This window comes from Mucilaginibacter sp. UR6-1, assembly GCF_020880975.1.
Classification (GTDB): domain Bacteria; phylum Bacteroidota; class Bacteroidia; order Sphingobacteriales; family Sphingobacteriaceae; genus Mucilaginibacter.
Genome location: NZ_JAJIWP010000003.1, coordinates 142,646 through 157,894, shown reverse-complemented (window position 1 = coordinate 157,894; position 15,249 = coordinate 142,646). Strand labels below are relative to the sequence as shown.

General features: G+C 45.4%; 12 protein-coding genes and 1 riboswitch. Of the genes, 3 read left to right on the top strand and 9 right to left on the bottom strand.

All coding sequences use genetic code 11. From position 1 onward, the window contains the following. Window positions 1-58: 58 nt before the first annotated feature. Together metH and LJ707_RS11095 are read right to left on the bottom strand one after the other, a co-directional pair. Window positions 59-3,733 (bottom strand): methionine synthase, encoded by a 3,675-nt coding sequence (gene metH / locus LJ707_RS11100; RefSeq protein ID WP_228950902.1) that lies wholly within the window; start codon window positions 3,731-3,733, stop codon window positions 59-61. Window positions 3,734-3,881: 148 nt separating this feature from the next. Continuing rightward, window positions 3,882-3,992, bottom strand: a riboswitch (SAM riboswitch). A gap of 40 nt (window positions 3,993-4,032) precedes the next feature. After that, on the bottom strand, window positions 4,033-5,637 hold the full coding sequence (locus LJ707_RS11095) for a S41 family peptidase (RefSeq protein ID WP_228950901.1): 1,605 nt from the start codon (window positions 5,635-5,637) through the stop codon (window positions 4,033-4,035). A gap of 108 nt (window positions 5,638-5,745) precedes the next feature. On the opposite strand from LJ707_RS11095, the gene murQ reads away from it, so the two are divergent. Genes murQ through LJ707_RS11080 form a run of 3 tightly spaced genes read left to right on the top strand, consistent with a single transcriptional unit; the run spans window position 5,746 to window position 7,932 of the window. Then, window positions 5,746-6,558: an N-acetylmuramic acid 6-phosphate etherase gene (gene murQ / locus LJ707_RS11090; protein WP_228950900.1), complete on the top strand. Its 813-nt coding sequence runs from the start codon at window positions 5,746-5,748 to the stop codon at window positions 6,556-6,558. A gap of 16 nt (window positions 6,559-6,574) precedes the next feature. After that, the gene (locus tag LJ707_RS11085; RefSeq protein WP_228950899.1) at window positions 6,575-7,141 is read left to right on the top strand and encodes a hypothetical protein; all 567 of its coding nucleotides are present in this window, start codon (window positions 6,575-6,577) and stop codon (window positions 7,139-7,141) included. 50 nt (window positions 7,142-7,191) lie between these two features. Next, on the top strand, window positions 7,192-7,932 hold the full coding sequence (locus tag LJ707_RS11080; protein ID WP_228950898.1) for a Bax inhibitor-1/YccA family protein: 741 nt from the start codon (window positions 7,192-7,194) through the stop codon (window positions 7,930-7,932). 79 nt (window positions 7,933-8,011) lie between these two features. Here LJ707_RS11080 and LJ707_RS11075 read toward each other — a convergent pair whose 3' ends face one another. The 7 genes from LJ707_RS11075 to LJ707_RS11050 all read right to left on the bottom strand — a co-directional run bounded on the left by LJ707_RS11075 (window position 8,012) and on the right by LJ707_RS11050 (window position 15,083). After that, window positions 8,012-10,480: a YfhO family protein gene (locus LJ707_RS11075; protein WP_228950897.1), complete on the bottom strand. Its 2,469-nt coding sequence runs from the start codon at window positions 10,478-10,480 to the stop codon at window positions 8,012-8,014. A gap of 77 nt (window positions 10,481-10,557) precedes the next feature. After that, entirely contained in the window at window positions 10,558-10,854 is a 297-nt protein-coding gene (locus tag LJ707_RS11070; protein WP_228950896.1) for a hypothetical protein, read from the bottom strand. A 2-nt stretch (window positions 10,855-10,856) separates the two neighbouring features. Continuing rightward, the gene (locus tag LJ707_RS11065) at window positions 10,857-11,114 is read right to left on the bottom strand and encodes a DUF4834 family protein (protein ID WP_228950895.1); all 258 of its coding nucleotides are present in this window, start codon (window positions 11,112-11,114) and stop codon (window positions 10,857-10,859) included. 163 nt (window positions 11,115-11,277) lie between these two features. Beyond that, the gene (uvrB, locus tag LJ707_RS11060) at window positions 11,278-13,311 is read right to left on the bottom strand and encodes an excinuclease ABC subunit UvrB (RefSeq protein ID WP_228950894.1); all 2,034 of its coding nucleotides are present in this window, start codon (window positions 13,309-13,311) and stop codon (window positions 11,278-11,280) included. 129 nt (window positions 13,312-13,440) lie between these two features. Further along, window positions 13,441-14,478, bottom strand: a complete 1,038-nt coding sequence (locus LJ707_RS11055; protein WP_228950893.1) for a macro domain-containing protein — start codon at window positions 14,476-14,478, stop codon at window positions 13,441-13,443. Window position 14,479: 1 nt separating this feature from the next. Then, window positions 14,480-14,716 carry a DarT ssDNA thymidine ADP-ribosyltransferase family protein gene (locus tag LJ707_RS20315; RefSeq protein ID WP_255678879.1) on the bottom strand — a complete coding sequence of 79 codons (237 nt, stop codon included), beginning with the start codon at window positions 14,714-14,716 and terminating at the stop codon, window positions 14,480-14,482. Then, entirely contained in the window at window positions 14,688-15,083 is a 396-nt protein-coding gene (locus LJ707_RS11050) for a DarT ssDNA thymidine ADP-ribosyltransferase family protein (RefSeq protein ID WP_255678878.1), read from the bottom strand. Before LJ707_RS11050 ends, LJ707_RS20315 begins: the two co-directional genes overlap by 29 nt. Between the last annotated feature and the right edge of the window lie 166 nt (window positions 15,084-15,249).

The following is a 15,249-nucleotide window of genomic DNA, read 5'->3' as shown; positions in this document are numbered from 1 at the left end:
ATAGATTATGTTAGTTGTCAAATATAATATAAAGCTCCCCCTTTAGTGGGCCGGGGGATCAATAATTCAAATTAGGCCCCAGCCATCTTTCGGCATCTTCAATGGTCATGCCTTTGCGGTGGGCATAGTCAGTAACCTGATCCTTGCCTATTTTACCCAGGCCAAAATACCTTGCCTGCGGATGCGCGAAGTAGAACCCGCTTACCGATGCGGCGGGCATCATGGCCAGGCTTTCGGTAAGGTACATATGGGCATTGTCTTCGGCTTTTAACAGCTCAAACAATGTAGTTTTTTCGGTATGATCCGGACAAGCCGGATAACCCGGTGCCGGGCGAATACCCTGATATTGCTCTTTGATCAGGTCGATATTATCCAGATGCTCATCTTTGGCATAACCCCAGTATTCCTTACGTACCAGTTCGTGCATTTTTTCGGCAAAGGCCTCAGCTAAACGGTCGGCAAGGGCCTTGGCCATGATGCTGTTATAATCGTCATGATCCTTTTCAAATTCGGCCACCAGTTCGTCGCAGCCGATACCGGCGGTTACTGCAAAGCCACCCCAGTAATCAGTTACGCCGCTTTCTTTTGGCGCAATGAAATCAGCAAGGGCGTAATATGGCTCATCCTTAGCTTTTTCGGCCTGTTGACGCAGGGTATGTATCTTTGTGATAACGTGCCGGCGTGTTTCATCAGTATATAGCTCGATATCATCGCCCACGCTGTTTGCCGGCCAAAAGCCGATAACGCCGTTGGCGTGCAGCAGCTTTTCGTCAACAATGCGTTTAAGCAGTACCTGCGCATCATCAAACAGCTTTTTAGCTTCCTGACCCACAAACTTATCCTCAAATATTTTTGGATAACTGCCGCGTAGCTCCCAGGTATGAAAAAACGGTGTCCAGTCGATATAAGGCAGCAACTCCTCCAATGGGTATGATTCAATAACCTTTGTACCCGTAAACGTTGGTTTATTGGGGATAGAACCATTCAGGTTGATGTTACACTTCATGCGCCGGGCATCATCAATGCTTACAAAACGCTTATCGTTACGCTTGTTTAAATGCGCCTCGCGGGCTTTGGCATATTCATCTTTTATACCCTGAATATAGTCATCTTTTACGTTGGCGTTCATCAGGTTGCTGCAAACCGTTACGCTGCGCGATGCATCCAGCACGTGTATGGCGGCTCCAGAATAGTTAGGCGCTACCTTTACCGCGGCATGTATGCGTGAGGTAGTTGCGCCACCAATTATCAGCGGAATGGTAAAGCCTTCGCGTTCCATCTCCTTGGCAAAATGCACCATCTCATCTAACGATGGGGTGATCAAACCACTCAAACCAATAATATCTACCTGGTGCTTTTTAGCTTCTTCAATAATGCGTTGCGCAGGCACCATTACCCCAAGGTCAATCACCTCGAAGTTGTTACAGGCCAATACCACGCCAACTATATTTTTACCAATATCGTGCACATCGCCTTTTACGGTGGCCATCAGCACCTTACCAGCATTGCTGCGCTGTGAGGCATCGGCATTTTTAGCTTTCTCGGCTTCAATAAATGGCAGCAGGTAGGCTACAGCCTTTTTCATCACCCGGGCCGATTTTACCACCTGTGGTAAAAACATCTTACCGGCACCAAACAGGTCGCCTACGATGTTCATGCCGTCCATCAACGGCCCTTCGATCACCTCAAGCGGACGGGCATATTGCTGCCGCGCTTCCTCAACATCGGCATCAAGATATTCTATTATACCTTTTACCAGCGCGTGCGACAAGCGTTTTTCAACCGGCTCCTTGCGCCATTCCTCATCACGGATGATCTCCTTGCCTTTACTCTTTATGGTGTCGGCAAACTCAACCAAACGTTCGGTAGCGTCTGGCCGGCGGTTAAGCAGTACATCCTCAACCAGTACCAGCAGGTCTTTCGGGATTTCCTCGTAAACCTCCAGCATACCAGCGTTAACAATGCCCATATCCAAACCGGCGCCAATGGCATGGTATAAAAATGCCGAGTGCATAGCCTCGCGCACCACATTATTACCACGAAACGAGAAAGATATATTACTTACCCCACCGCTCACCTTGGCGTAAGGCAGGTTTTGCTTTATCCAGCGGGTAGCTTCAATAAAATCAACCGCGTAATTGTTGTGTTCCTCTAAACCGGTGGCTACGGTTAATATATTTGGGTCGAAAATGATATCCTGCGGAGGGAAACCAACTTCGTTAACCAGTATATTGTATGATCGCTGGCAGATTTCGATACGGCGTTCCAGCGAATCGGCCTGGCCGGTTTCGTCAAACGCCATCACCACTACGGCAGCGCCATAGCTTTGTACCTTGCGCGCGTATTCCTTAAATTTTTCTTCACCCTCTTTTAGCGAGATGGAGTTTACAATGCCTTTTCCCTGTAAACATTTGAGGCCTGCCTCGATCACTGTCCATTTGGATGAATCGACCATGATGGGCAGCTTGGAAATATCAGGCTCAGATGCTACCAGATTCAGGAATTTCACCATTACGGCTTCAGAGTCGATCATACCCTCGTCCATGTTAACGTCGATCACCTGGGCACCGCCTTCAACTTGTTGACGGGCAACAGTTAAGGCAGCCTCATAATCCTCAGCCAGTATCAGTTTTGAAAATTTTGGCGACCCGGTAATGTTGGTACGCTCACCTATGTTCACAAAGTTAGTTTCGGGGGTAAGTGTTACCGCCTCCAAACCACTCAGGCGCAAATACGGATCGATCTGCGGCAGTTGGCGCGGCGGGAATTTTTCAGCCCTCTCGGCAATACAACTGATGTGATCGGGCGTAGTGCCGCAGCAGCCGCCTACTATGTTTACCAGCCCGGCCTTGATAAAATCATCAACCTGGTGGGCGGTTTCGTGCGGGGTTTCATCATACGCGCCAAACTCATTGGGTAAGCCGGCGTTAGGGTATGCTGAAATATATACATCGGCCTTGGTGGAAAGCTCTTCCAGGTATGGCCGCATCTCTTTAGCACCCAAAGCACAATTTAAACCTACTGATAACAAGTTGGCATGGCGGATAGAATTCCAGAACGCCTCAACCGTTTGCCCCGAAAGGGTACGGCCCGAAGCATCAGTAATAGTACCCGAAATCATGATAGGTAGGTGCTTGCTGCTTTCTTCCGCATAACGCTGAATGGCAAACAGGGCCGCCTTGGCGTTCAGGGTATCAAATATGGTTTCAACTAATAACAGGTCAGAGCCACCGTCAACCAATCCGCGCACCTGATCATAATAAGCCCCGGCCAGATCGTCAAAGCTCACGGCACGGTACCCGGGATCATTTACATCCGGCGATATGGATGCCGTACGGTTGGTTGGGCCAACGGCGCCGGCCACAAAGCGCGGCTTTCCGGGTGTTTTTTTATTGTATTCGTCGGCCACCTCGCGGGCAATGCGGGCACCTTCGTAGCTCATCTCGTAAGCCAGCTCTTCCATGTGGTAGTCGGCAAGCGATATGTGCTGCGTGCTGAAGGTGTTGGTTTCAATAATATCGGCACCTGCATCCAGGTACTCGGCATGTATGGCCTTAATAATATCGGGGCGCGTAAGGTTAAGCAGGTCGTTGTTACCTTTTAAGTCCGACGGATGCGCGGCAAAACGCTCGCCACGAAAATCAGCCTCGGTAAGCTGGTACCGCTGTATCATGGTACCCATTGCCCCGTCAATAACCAGTATGCGTTTTTTAAGTTCTTCTCTAATGTCCATTGCTCAGTTTACAGTTTGCGGTGGGCAGTTAACCACCAGCAATAAGCATACAAGTAAAGTTTGGATATGCATAACTGCATACTGCCAACTACTAACTGCATACTATACTAAAGCTTATCTCGAAAAGTCGGGTGTACTATTTGACTTTCGCTTATCTTTCCTAACCGCTTAGTTTGCTGTTAAGTAGAATGTAGCACCTTGTAAGCACAGGTTGCTAAGACATCGCAGGGTCTAATCCCTCCGTCTTTCTCCATAAGCGTTGCAAAATTGCACAATAAGTTTATAATGTGCAACTGTTTTTACCTGATAGCTGTCAGCGCTTTGTTAAATGCGCTGTCGTTATTATTTACAGCCTGAAAGTACGCGCTATCGCCCCATTTAAAGCGGGCCGCATAAGCTTTTAATAGTGTTTTTATAGCAGGAGCATTGCTCAATACATCAGCCTTATTAGCCGGTTTAATTAAACCCGTAGCATATTGCATAAACCTATCTAATTCGGCATCGGTTACATTATAGGTATTAACAAATTTATCAGCTACGTTGTATGAGCGCAGCGTGGGCTGCATTCTATCAAGCACGTACGATGTAAAAACCTGTGCATCGGTCAGCTCGATTATAAGCGGAGTACTTTGCGCGGTATCGGCAGGCACAAAAATGTCGGGCATGATGCCGCCGCCGCTAAACACCCGCTTACCACTGCTGGTACGGTATGGCGATCTTTTATTCAGCGCGCTATCGTTCAAACTCATTTCGGCCGAAAATAGCTCTCCTTTACGCATACGCTCTGCCAGCTCATTACGATAGCTGGTGATGCCACGGCTGTATGATTTTTGTATCGACCTGCCCGAAGGGGTGTAATACCGGGCAACGGTTAAATTAACTGCCGAGCCATCATCAAACGGAAACTGCTGCTGTACCAAACCCTTGCCAAATGAACGGCGACCCACGATCACGGCACGATCCAGATCCTGCAAAGCGCCTGATAATATTTCACTGGCGGAGGCTGAGTATTCATCGATCAGTACGGCCATACTTCCCTCCTGGAAACTACCTGAATCTGTAGCAAAATAGTCTGTACGTGGCTCATGCACCCCTTTGGTGTAAACAATCAGGTCGCCTTTGGGTAAAAACTCGTCGGCCAGTTCGGTAGCCGCGGTAAGGTAGCCGCCGCCATTGCCGCGCAGGTCAAGTACCAGTTTTTTAACGCCTTCGGCCTTTAGCTTGGCTATGGCCTTCTTAAAATCGGCATTGGTAGTTGCCGCAAACTTACTGATCTTGATATAACCAACCTCATTACCGGCAACATAAGCTGCGTCAAGGCTGCTTAACGGTACACGGCCGGGCTTTATGGTAAATGTTTTTTTGATTGAATTATCATCAGGCAATAATGCGCTTATGGTAACCGCATTTGTTTGCTTACCCTTTTGTAGCAGCAGTTTGGTTACTGCACTATCGGTAATGCCGATACCTGCAAATGGTTTGCCGTTAACGGCAATTACCCTGGTACCGCCCGGTATGCCTGCCTTAGCTGCTGGTCCGCCGGGATAAACCTGCGTGATCACCAACGTATCACGAAGCAAACTGTACTCAATGCCCAAGCCGGTAAAACCACCCTCCAGCCGCTCGTTAACCGCGCTGGCCTGCCTTGGCGGCAGGTATAGCGAATGCGGGTCGAGCTTTTGAAGCAGCTCATTAACAGTGGCACCCTCAATACTATCCACATTAACTGAATCCACGTAGTTGTACTGCACCAGTTGCAATACTTTCGACATTTTATCGTTCCGGTTTAACGACAGACCGAAAGGCTGGCCGTCCATATCGCCGCGACCCAGATAGATACCCAAAACCACCCCTGTTAAAATCAGAAAGGCAGACCTGAATATTATGGAAGCGGTTTTTTTCATCAGTATTATATTAACACAAAGATAATTAAATTAAGTTCTGCGTATAATTTACACATTACTGTATTTGATGAATTTTACCGAATTTTGTTAATCTAAAATCTACAATAAATGGAAGCTACTACCGAGCAAAGCTCATACTACAATGATCTGGAAAAGATGAGTGTGGGCGAGTTGCTGCAAAATATAAACCGTGAGGATAAAACCGTACCATTAGCTGTTGAAAAAGCACTGCCCCAGATAGAGGCGCTGGTTAAGGGCGTTACCGAGCGCATGCGTGCCGGTGGCCGCCTGTTTTACATTGGCGCGGGCACCAGCGGCAGGCTCGGCGTGGTTGATGCTTCGGAATGCCCGCCTACCTACGGTGTACCCTTTGATATGGTGATCGGCATTATAGCCGGTGGCGATGGCGCCATCCGTAAAGCCGTTGAGTTTGCCGAGGACGATGCCGAACAAGCCTGGCAGGATATGCTGGCCTATAACATCACTGCTAAGGATGTGGTGGTAGGCATAGCGGCATCGGGCAAAACACCTTACGTTATCGGCGGCTTAAATACTGCCAATGCCAATGGCTGCCTTACCGGCTGTATAGTATGCAATAGCGGCAGCCCGGTTGCTGCCGAAGCGCAATACCCGGTAGAGGTGGTTACCGGCCCTGAATTTGTAACCGGCTCAACCCGCATGAAGGCAGGCACCGCGCAAAAACTGGTATTAAACATGCTTACCACCAGTGTTATGATACAATTAGGCCACATTAAGGGTAATAAGATGGTGGATATGCAGTTATCAAACAATAAACTGATTGACCGTGGCACCCGCATGGTAATGAGCGAAACCGGGCTTGACGAGGCCACCGCCGCCAACCTGCTGAAACAGCATGGCAGCGTACGCAAGGCTGTTGAAGCCTCCGGAGTAAATAATTAATTACAGGAATACACAAATGCACGAGATAGAACCATATTACAAATGGCGTGACGATTATATAGCGGCGGAGGATGAACACTCGCCCTTTTATGCTACCCAATACAGCGAGTTTGAGTTTGATAAGCAGATATACAATTACCTGCTGCATCCGCAATGGGATACCTTTGGCTCGAACACGCTTTACCTAAAGGTTATATTTGTTGACTATGACCGCAATTTTGCCATCATTGAGTTTATTGGCGAATGGAACGATGCCATAAATAATGATATTATGCTGCTGAAGCGTGAGCTTATTGAGCTGATGATGGACGAAGGCATCAACAAGTTTATACTGATAGGCGAAAATGTACTGAACTTCCATTCATCCGACGATTGTTATTACGAGGAGTGGTTTCAGGATGTGGAGGATGGCTGGATAGCGGGCATCAACTTCAGGGAACATGTGATAGAGGAATTCAAACGCAACAACATAGACTATTACATTAACTTTGGCGGCGAACTTGACGAACTTACCTGGCGCGGCCTTAAACCCGTACAGGTATTTAAAAAGGTAGAAGAGCAGCTTACCAAACGGTTAAACTAAACAGGCTTAACATTGTCTAACAATTCACTAACAACCTAACAAATTAAATAATGCAGGATAACACTCAACCCTACGTTTATAACAACGTAATTGAAATTGAAAACGCTGATGCATCGCGCAGGTTTATTGCCAATGTATTCATGTGGATGTTTGTAGCCCTTGGCCTTTCAGCCGGATTGGCCTGGATATTCGGACACGATATAACTTTGTTTAAACTACTGATAGATTTAGAAACAGGGCAACGCACTGGCCTTGGCACCGTAGTAATGTTTTTACCTTTGGCATTTGTACTGCTAATGTCATTCGGTATAAACCGCATAGCTTACCCACTGCTTATTGTGCTGTTTTTTGCATTCGCTTTGGCTATGGGTCTAAGCCTAAGTTTTATATTTGCAGCTTATGCAGAAACTACTATAGCCGGCGTATTTATCACTACATCTGTAGTGTTTGGCATAATGGCCGTTGCGGGCTACACCACCAGTCAGGATCTTACCAAATTTGGCGCTATACTCACCATGCTGCTTGTAGGTATGATCGTGGCATCACTTGTTAACTGGTTTATGCACAGTGAAGGCCTTAGCCAAATCATCACTTATGTTGGTGTGGCTGTTTTTGTTGGCCTTACCGCTTATGATGTTCAAAAGCTTAAACGTATCGGTTCGGGCATGGAATACGGCGAGGCATCAACTAAAAAGATGGCCGTTATGGGCGCTTTAACCTTGTATCTTGATTTTATCAACCTGTTCTTACTATTGCTACGTTTATTCGGTGGCGGCAGGAGCAGGAACTAAGTTCAACATTTTATAAAAAGCAAAAGGCGGCAATTAATATTGCCGCCTTCCGCTTTCTATATTGGAATCTGATTTACGATCAGGCTACCTTTTTCTTACGGACTTCTGTATATATCGCCCCACCTAATACCAGCACCAACAGAATTGATCCGGCGAGTGATATGTTTTCACCGGCATAGTAAGAGGTTGGGTGGAAGATGAACTCGATCTTATGGTTACCTACCGGTATCTGCGCGGCACGCAGCAGGTAATCGGCACGGAAATATGGTTTCTCCTCGCCATCTATCAGCATCTTCCAGCCTTTGTCATAATATATTTCAGAGAATATGGCTATCTGCGCAGCGGTTGAGCCTGTTTCGTAAACCAAATGCTCCGGGTCATAGCTTACCAGTTTGATGCTGGCGTTAGGATCAATACCGATATTCTTTTCATCAATAAATGATTTGTACTGCTTATCAACAATGGCCTCATCCTTCGGGTTAAAGCTGGTAATAGCCTGCATTTCCTGATCGGCATTATCGGCATATTTAATACTCTTTACAAACCAGGCATTGCCGCAAGCGCCATCATTATGCTGCATACCTGTCTGGCCGGTTTTAGGGTCAGCAGTGATGATGTATTTGGTGTTCAGCATATCCAGCACATCAGAGTTAATGCTTTTTGATAGCTGGTTTTCCATCAGTTCATCAAAACGGCGTAAACGTGCCGAGTGGAAACCACCTACTGTTTTATGAAAGTACGATGCATACGAATCACGGAACGGATCAGCCAAGCTCAAATCCATTACACGGTAATATGTAGTATCGCGCGAGATGATGTTATCTACCTCTCTTGCTTTATAAATGTTCGCAAAATCCGACTTGTCAACAAAATTGGTATCCTTTAGATAGCGCTTGTCAACCGTCCACATATCAGCCAGTATCACTGCAACAAATGCGAAGGCAAGTGCGGTTGCGTTCAGTTTGCCTTTGATGTATGCCCACAGTATACCAAAGGTAATCAGCACGAATATCAGCGAGCGGATGGCATCCGCCTTAGCCAACGACATCCTGTCCTGCACTAAGGCTGAGGCCACCGTGTTGGCCATGCCGCTATCGCCATTAAAGGCTTGCGACAAGCTGCTTACCAATGTTTCCTGGTTGCTGCCTTTAAAGCTGTAGAAAATATCAGGTGCTACAGCCATAATAATCAGCAGGCCGCCGGTAATGTATAATGATATTTTAAGTTTGTTGAACAATGGCTTTTTATCCTCCGCGGTTACCACCTCGTTAATGGCCAAAAATGCCAGTATCGGGAAACAAAGACTTGCGATTGCCAATATCGACTCCACAGCGCGAAACTTGTTGTACAGCGGGAAGTAGTCAAAGAATATATCAGAGAATACAATAAAGTTTTTACCGAATGACAGCAGCACGCTCAGCAGCGTGGCGCCAAGTATCCACCACTTTATACGGTTTTTTACTGCTATCAAGCCAAATATGTACAAAAAGCACACGATAGCGCCAAAATACCATGGGCCCGCGGTACCCGGCTTGTCGCCCCAGTAAACGGGCAGTTGCTGTGCAAAACCTTGTGCCTGCCCTGCATCAACGCCTTTATCAGTAAGCGCTTTTACTACTTTTGAATCTTCGCCAAGTGGCGTATGGTCGCCGCCGCCATAAGCGTTAGGAACCAGGAAGGTGATGATCTCGCCCACCCCTTCGCTCCAGTTATAGGCATAGCCTTTATCAAGCCCCTGACCGGCTTCGCTGCCATCGGCTTTCGCTGTCAGGTTGGCTTTGCCACGAATGGTGTACTGGCTATATTCGTAGGTAGTCCACAAGGTACCGGCGTTAATTAAAATGGCCAGCACAAATGAGGCGGCCAAAACACCTATCGACTTTAAAAATGGTGCGGTTTGTTTCGCCTTTATAGCATGATATGCCTCAATAGCCACTAAAATTATCAGCGACAGCATAAGGTAATACGTCATTTGTACGTGGTTCGAGCGTACTTCCATCGCCATAAAAAAGGCGGTGATAACGCCACCCCACAGGTAGTTGCCACGCAGGGTAAGCAGTATACCTGCCAGCAGTGGTGCAAAAAAGGCTATGGCGTAGGCCTGGTTGGCGTGCCCCGCCATAATATAAATAAAGTTGTATGATGAAAAAGCGAAAGCTATAGCACCGGCCGCTGCCATTATTGGCTTAAAGCGCAGCACGCTGAACAGCAAATAACCACCCAGCAGGTACAGCAACACCGTATCAACCGGGTTAGGGAACACGGTTTTTAGCACATCAATTACATGGGTGGTGATGTTTGATGCATAAGGTGCCCATATCTGATATGATGGCATACCGCCAAACATCTGGTTGGTCCATAACGGGGCATGGCCTGTTTTTTCTTTAACAGTCATTATCTCGCGCTGCATGGCCTGCGCCTGAGATACATCGCCCTGGTAAAGCATTTTGCCTTGTACCAGCGGACTAAAGAAATAGGCAAATGAGATTACCAAGAAAGCTGCTATTACAGCTAAATGCACGCCATTGCGCTTAAACCAGTTGTTCATCAATATAGTTTAAATGAGTATGAATGCTCAAAAATAAAAATTTGACCCGGATTGTAAATTAAAGTTAAAACGAATGTTTAACAAGGGGTTGCCCTGCTGCGGAATAAGAAAAACAAAGCCACCATACCCAGCAGGCTTATTATATAAGCAATGATGCGAATAGGGTCGAGCTCTTCGCGGTTGCGGCGAACAATATAAAAGTTATAAAGTACAAGACAGCCAAGCACTACCCAAAAAAAAGTATTGATTTTGGTGCACATGGCAAACAATTGTGTTGATATAGAAAACACCACATAGTTAACGATGATGAGCATAATAGTTTCGGGAGTATTATTATGCTGTGGGCGACGCCTGAAAACCTGCTCGGGTACCATAGCTATTTAACTTCCTCGTAGCTTACGTACTCGCCTTCACTGTCAGGCACTGATGAACGTTTTTCGTGCGGAACATAGTCAACACGGATACTTCCCTCGGGCTTGCGCGGAGGTTGCTGCTGTTGGCGGTATTGGTTATTAGCCTGTTGTTGTGCTTTGTTAACAATTTTTTGAAAAAACATAGGCAGCAGCAAACGTGCTATTATACGCACGATGTATAAAACCGCTATCGCTATGAATAAAAAACGTAATAATCCCATGCGAATTAATATTGTGCCTGCAAATATAAGTTAATAACGCTAAAAATGTTTGGTTATGATTGGTGGTTGGTTTTTACTGCCCGGTCATTGGGCATTGATCATTGGTCATTGAGGATCTTTAGGGTAAACAAACTTCAAATGACTAATGACCAATGCCTGATCGCTATTTCCCCCCAAACCTTTCTTCCATCATTTTCTCCAGGGCGAACATTTCATCGCGGAGCTTGGCGGCTAACAGGAAGTCCATATTCTTGGCGGCGGCGAGCATATCCTTGCGGGTGTTGTCTATCGATTTTTTAAGATCGGGCTTGCTCATGTACTGCACTATCGGGTCGGCAGCCAGGCTAACGGTATCCTGCTCTACATAGGCTTTTTGTACACCACCCTTAAAGTCGACCACCGAGGTTTGCTCAATAATGGCTTCTCTTGATTTACCTACCGTGCGCGGCGTAATGCCATGCTCGGTGTTATAGGCAATCTGCTTTTCGCGGCGGCGGTTGGTTTCATCCATCGTGATCTGCATCGAATCGGTAATGGTATCGGCATACATAATTACCCTGCCCCGATCATTACGCGCGGCACGGCCGATGGTTTGTATCAGCGAACGCTCCGACCGCAGGAAACCTTCCTTATCGGCATCCAAAATGGCAACCAGTGATACTTCGGGCAAATCCAATCCCTCACGCAATAAGTTTATACCGATCAGCACATCAAACTCACCAAGGCGCAAACCGCGCAGTATCTCCACACGTTCCAGCGTTTTTACTTCGGAGTGTATATAGCGGCATTTAATACCCAGCTTATCCATATACTTGGCCAGTTCTTCGGCCATACGTTTGGTTAAAGTGGTAACCAATATACGGTCGCCCTTTTTTATGGTTTGATCCACCTCTTCCAGCAAATCATCTACCTGGTTAATTATAGGGCGTATCTCTATAACCGGGTCAAGCAGTCCGGTTGGGCGTATCACCTGCTCTACCACCACACCTTCTGATTTTTCGAGCTCGTAGTCGCCCGGTGTGGCACTCACATAAACCGTTTGCGGGGCAAGCCTCTCAAACTCCTGGAAGTTTAACGGGCGATTATCCATAGCGGCAGGCAGGCGGAAGCCATAATCAACAAGCGATATTTTGCGCGAACGGTCGCCGCCATACATGGCACGGATCTGCGGCACGGTAACGTGGCTCTCATCAATCACCATCAGGTAATCATCCGGAAAATAATCCAGCAGGCAGAAAGGCCTGGCACCGGGCTGGCGGCCATCAAAAAAGCGCGAATAATTTTCGATACCCGAGCAATAGCCCAGTTCGCGTATCATTTCGAGGTCGTAGTTCACCCTTTCTTCCAAGCGTTTGGCCTCTAAAAAGCGACTATCATCTATAAACTGTTTCTTACGGGTTTCCAGTTCCTCCTGTATGGCCCATACCGATTGCTGAAAACGCTCGCGCGGGGCAACATACAGGTTGGCCGGGTACAGCACCATGTGCGTCATCTTCTCGATTGTTTTACCGCTGGTGATATCAAACGTGCTTAGCTCCTCAATATCATCACCGAAAAAGGATATGCGGTAGGCATGGTCCATATACGCCGGGAAAATATCAACCACATCGCCTTTAACCCTGAAGGTACCACGCTTAAAATCGGCCGTGGTGCGGGCGTACAATATCTCTACCAAACGGTGCAAAAACGCGTTACGACTAATACGTGTACCTACCGCGAACTTAAATACTGAGTTGGCAAAATCCTCCGGGTTACCCATACCGTAAATGCACGATATGGACGATACCACGATCACATCCCTCCTGCCCGACATAAGCGCCGAGGTGGTGCGCAGGCGCAGTTTCTCGATCTCGTCGTTTATCTGCAAGTCCTTTTCTATATAAGTATTGGTTGTGGGGATGAAAGCCTCTGGCTGATAGTAATCGTAATAAGATACAAAGTAGTTCACCGCGTTTTCGGGGAAGAACTGCTTGAACTCGCCGTACAATTGCGCGGCAAGGGTTTTATTATGGCTCAATATCAGCGTAGGGCGTTGCGTTTGAGCTATCAGGTTGGCCACCGTAAAGGTTTTGCCAGAGCCGGTAACACCCAGCAGGGTTTGGTACTGATCACCATTATTAACGCCCTCAACCAGTTGCTTTATAGCTGTAGGCTGATCGCCTGTGGGTTGATATTCAGAGGTAAGTTTAAAATCCATCTATAACAAAAATACGAATAAGTTTAACAGCGAAAAGGCGAGTATGTTGTATTAAAACATAACAATGAAAAGCTGACACAAACCATCATATAACTAAAAACGCTTTCGTTATAGAAAGCGTTCCTATCCTTATACCAGTTTATGTTCCTTTAATCGTGTTAAAGCCTGTTGTACAAATCTCTCGTTCGAGAAAAGGGTTTTTTTTCGATTACTCCATTGTGTTAGATGAGAAGAAATAACTTCAATATCCTTCGTATTATGCTCGGATGACAAGAAATCAATTGTTGATAGCAACTCCAAACCAAATGAGGAATAAAAGCCGGAAAGAAAAGACTTTGTTTTATTAACTATATTGAGATATATTAAATTAGACTGCTCTGCTAAATAATCAAGTACATCTTTCTCAGCCTCTAACATCAGCCCCAATTCTTCAAAGGGCTTTTTATCCATAGCACTATAACCGCTGATGTAACTGCCATTAAGATAATATAAAACACGCCTCACCTTGCCTGAATATGGCCCATAAAAATTAGGTTTAAAGTTTAGTTTAAATATATCTTTTGCGCCAAAACGCTGTAAAAAATAAGCTATTTTTTCAGCGGAAAATTCAGAAACAAACTCTCCATCCCTTACAACATCAAAAAGCACGGCTAACAGCATGGCCCTGGCCGGTGTTAATTTGGCTCGTTCGGCTTTCATTACCTCTTTTATCACAACATTAGGTAAGTATACCTGCACGTCACAATCCGTATTACCAACTATGTCCTCGATTATATTTTTTACCCTGCCCCAATCTAAACCACCATGGCCTGTACCTAATGATGGTATAGCTACAGATTTAATGTTTCGCGCAGCTATTAACTCGGCTATTTTTTTTAATCCGGTTTCAATATAGCTATACTCTGATGGTTTGCGCCAATCAGTTTTGGTTGGCAAGTTCACTATAGTTTTCTTACCGTATAACAGAGAATCTTCTTCGGTAACAACCAAATCACCAATATCAAAACGACCCTCTTTACACGCTGTTTGATATATTTTAAAATTTTGAGGGAATTCCTTTTTGAATTGCAAAGCAAGGCCTTTACCCATAATACCCATAGTATTTACGGTATTTACCAAAACTTCGGCATTACTTTCTAATATATTCCCTTCAATATATCTAATCATACTAAAAATAATATTGTGGTCTTACAGCTATCACCCTTTCCTGAATTCCGTACGCTATCAATTTTTGTTTAGCGGCGTCATTAAAAACGGCGTATCCTAACAACGCACTAACAGGCAAATCATCTTCCAATAAAAATTCCGCTTCTTTTCGCCTTTTCAAATCGAGATCATTATCGTCTTTCCAATATGTAACACCTATGGCTTCATGGTCAATTGTGTTGTGAATATTTTCCAACATCTTCAACATTAAAAAAATCTGTAAAAGCACTTAAAGCGTGTCCATTTGAAAATGCAAAACCTAAACCATGATTTATAATCTGATCTAAATTTGTTATACAATATACAACATCTTCATTAGATATTGAATTCATATTATAGGTCGCACTGTTGTTTCCATGCTTAATTACATATAACATCGGCATACGATAACCGAAATAGAATGGGATGTAATCACTCAATTTATTCCTACCCAGCACAATTACTTTCTCTCGTTTTGTAATTAAACCAGGAAATCCAATTTGTACATAATCAGGATTTTTATTGGGTGAATTTTGATGAGTAATGCCGTGCTTAAGAATATGCGGTATATTCTTAACATGTGTCATTCTATATAAATATATTCTATTCAATCCTTTTTATACAATGTGACAATTATAGCTATTTAATATTTACACGAGAAAAAAATATCTAATTTTTTTAGCAATTTATAGTATTATTTATTTTGTTTTTACACCGATGATTCATCTCTAACAGCTCCTCCACTAACAAAAA